Source organism: Bacillus sp. TH25 (genome assembly GCF_016650935.1).
GTDB lineage: Bacteria > Bacillota > Bacilli > Bacillales > Bacillaceae_G > Bacillus_A > Bacillus_A mycoides.
Genome location: NZ_JAEKEU010000033.1, coordinates 1 through 3,101 on the forward strand (window position 1 = coordinate 1; position 3,101 = coordinate 3,101).

Consider the following 3,101-nt stretch of genomic DNA (forward strand, 5'->3'; position numbering starts at 1 on the left):
GGACTAAAGTATATATAAGAAAGAATAGTCACATATAGATAGAAAAACATGGTTCCAGTATTCGCTATTAGTATTCCTTTTATGGCTTTTTGTTTTTTTTGTAAGAACGGATAAATAAAATATGCAATTTCTAAGCCCGCATAAGGAGTAATGGTTTCTTTTGTTGCCTTTACAATAGGATATAAGCCATCTTTAAAAATAGGTAGTAGGTGTAAAGGATTGTAAATACTCTGTAATGAGAAAAGGAGAAAGATTGGCATCCAAGTGGTGAAGAAGAAAACAAGCATAGAGTAACTAGTAAGAGCCCTTATCCCTCTCAGGTCGGCTACGCATCGTTGCCTTGGTGAGCCGTTACCTCACCAACTAGCTAATGCGACGCGGGTCCATCCATAAGTGACAGCCGAAGCCGCCTTTCAATTTCGAACTATGCAGTTCAAAATATTATCCGGTATTAGCCCCGGTTTCCCGGAGTTATCCCAGTCTTATGGGTAGGTTACCCACGTGTTACTCACCCGTCCGCCGCTAACTTCATAAGAGCAAGCTCTTAATCCATTCGCTCGACTTGCATGTATTAGGCACGCCGCCAGTGTTCATCCTGAGCCAGGATCAAACTCTCCAATAAAGTTAGTTTGTCTAGCATCTAAAAATAAAAATTGACGTTCACGTTGTTTGTTTCGTTCAGTTTTCAAAGAACTTGTTTGTCGCTCATTTGCGACTTTCTTATGTTAACATCTTCGTTAGTTAATGTCAACTAAGTTTTTTATTTCGTTTGCCGCGTTCTGCGTTATTGCATCGGCGACTTGTCCTATATTACACTTATAAATAATAATAGTCAATGGATTTTTATAAAAAACTTCATTTTTTATAAATCTCATTTATATTACCAAGTTATCTATTTAAATATCTCTTCTATACTTATATATAAGCAACCCATATAACTCCCTATGGGTTGCTATTCCATCATAAAAACTATTGTTCTTTTGAAGGGATCGAACAACTTCCATCAGTACAAGACATATCGCTTCCTTCTTCTGATGAAAACTCTTGTAACTTAGGTGCGCGATTCTCTTCTTCCCACACTTGCTGAAGTGCACCAACAAAAGTTTCAAGTGGTTGTGCACCTGAAATAGCATACTTTTGATTAATAATAAAATAAGGTACTCCCGAAATTTGATATTGCTGAGCAATCGCTTCATCCACTCTAACATCATTTGCATATGCACTTTTATTATTAATAACATTTAAAACCTCTTGCTTATCTAGACCTGAAGCTTCAGCAATAGTAACGAGCGTATCCACATCACTTAAATTTTTCGATTCAGTAAAATATGCAAAAAGCAGATTTTCCGTAATCTCTTTTTCTTTTCCTTGATCCTTTGCAAACTTCGCCAGACGATGCGCATCAAAAGTGTTTGTCGGCTTCATCTCTTCAAAATTAAAATCCAAACCCATACTAGCTGCATGATTTCCTAATTGTATATTATTACGCTTAGCTTCTTCAATACTAATCCCATACTTTGATGCAAGTACTTCATTAATACTTGTTCCAGAATAGATTGGAGCATTTTGGTCTAATTCAAAACTTTTAAACTCAACTTCAACATCCTTCTTATGTGGAAATTGCTCTAAAGCCATTTCTAATCTACGTTTCCCAATATAGCAAAATGGGCATACAAAATCTGACCATACTTCAATTTTCATAGAAACACCTCATTAACATGTAGTTTTCAATCATTGTAGCACTGGTACTAAAGAATTCAAAAATTTATGCTTCAAGCCTTATATACTACAACCTAAAATGAATTTACGAATAGAAAAAAACGATAATCAAAAGTATAAAAACACTACCTTCTGATTATCGTATATACAACTCTAAAACAATCTAATTATGCTGGAATATATCTCCCCACGAACTTCCATACGGTATTCCAATATTTATTCGAATCTACCTTTTCAGCTTCTCCATGTCCAGCACCTGGAACAATTAATTTCTCTTTTTCTACTTTTGCAGCATTATATACTTCATCTAACATTTCATAAGGAACGAATGTATCAGCATCCCCATGAATAAATAGCATAGGTGTTTTACTTTTCGCCACTTGTTTTATAGCTGAAGCTTCTTCTAAATCATATCCAGCTCTTAATTTTGTCACTGTATTTGCTGCATTCATAACAGGAAACTTCGGCAAGTGGAATAAATCTTTTAGTTGATAAGTAAATTCAGCAATAACAGTTGAGTATCCACAATCTTCAATAATAACTTTAACGTTAGCAGGTAAATCTTCACCTGAAGTCATCATTACAGTTGCTCCACCCATTGAAACACCAAATAGTGCTATTTCAGCATTCGGATCTTTCTTTACAATTTGTTGAATCCAAATCAAAATATCTTTACGATCATGCCAGCCCATGCCGATATAATCGCCTTCACTATTTCCATGCCCACGAAGATCTGGCGCTATGACGTTATAACCCTGTTCATAAAATTCCCGGATATATTTCGTCATTTTCGATGCCCTGCTATCATATCCATGAACTACAATTGCCCATTTATGGCTAGATTGTTCATTCATATATTCATAACCTGTTAATTTCAACTTATCGAAAGAATTTATGTTCAATGTATTAGGTTTATGATTTGATACAAAGTTCGCATCCTTTTCTTCATTTGTAGCCAACACACCTCCCGATGCGTTCACTGTTTCTACTAAGTGAGGATTATCCTCTAAAAATTCTTTCTCTTGTTTCGCATTCAATGCATAATTATAAAAATAATTCCCGACTAACATATAAGCAATTGCTAGAAGGACTAAAACTACTATAGTAATTACACCTATCTTTTTCATATTATCTCCTTTTTCAAAATTAAATCTTCTTATATTCAAGTACTTCAAAAAACAACTGCACTATTTTAACACACTGGCAGATCACTTCTACAAAAAATAAAATAGAAAATCTTAAACTACACATCGAAAATGATGAAAGAAATTGAATATGAGAGGATTAAAAGAATAAGGATTACTTACAACTTAAAATGGTACTTGCGGCTGATAAGAAGTTATAAACACAAAAAAGACGAGTCATTCTGACTCGTCTTACAG

At 34.5% G+C, this 3,101-nt stretch carries 2 protein-coding genes and 1 rRNA gene; all 3 read right to left on the minus strand.

Annotation, left to right across the window (positions count from 1 at the left end; genetic code table 11):
* Positions 1–622 (minus strand): 16S ribosomal RNA (locus tag JFT89_RS15030); the annotation flags it as partial.
* Positions 623–969: 347 nt separating this feature from the next.
* Positions 970–1,701: a DsbA family oxidoreductase gene (locus tag JFT89_RS15035; RefSeq protein ID WP_016095882.1), complete on the minus strand. Its 732-nt coding sequence runs from the start codon at positions 1,699–1,701 to the stop codon at positions 970–972.
* Between the two features lie 185 nt (positions 1,702–1,886).
* On the minus strand, positions 1,887–2,846 hold the full coding sequence (locus tag JFT89_RS15040; RefSeq protein WP_016095881.1) for an alpha/beta hydrolase: 960 nt from the start codon (positions 2,844–2,846) through the stop codon (positions 1,887–1,889).
* Positions 2,847–3,101: the final 255 nt, after the last annotated feature.

What these genes read in the sequence shown, in the direction of transcription:
- JFT89_RS15035 (WP_016095882.1), bottom strand. Translation starts at nt 1,701, where the DNA reads ATGAAAATTGAAGTATGGTCAGATTTTGTATGCCCATTTTGCTATATT.
- JFT89_RS15040 (WP_016095881.1), bottom strand. Translation starts at nt 2,846, where the DNA reads ATGAAAAAGATAGGTGTAATTACTATAGTAGTTTTAGTCCTTCTAGCA.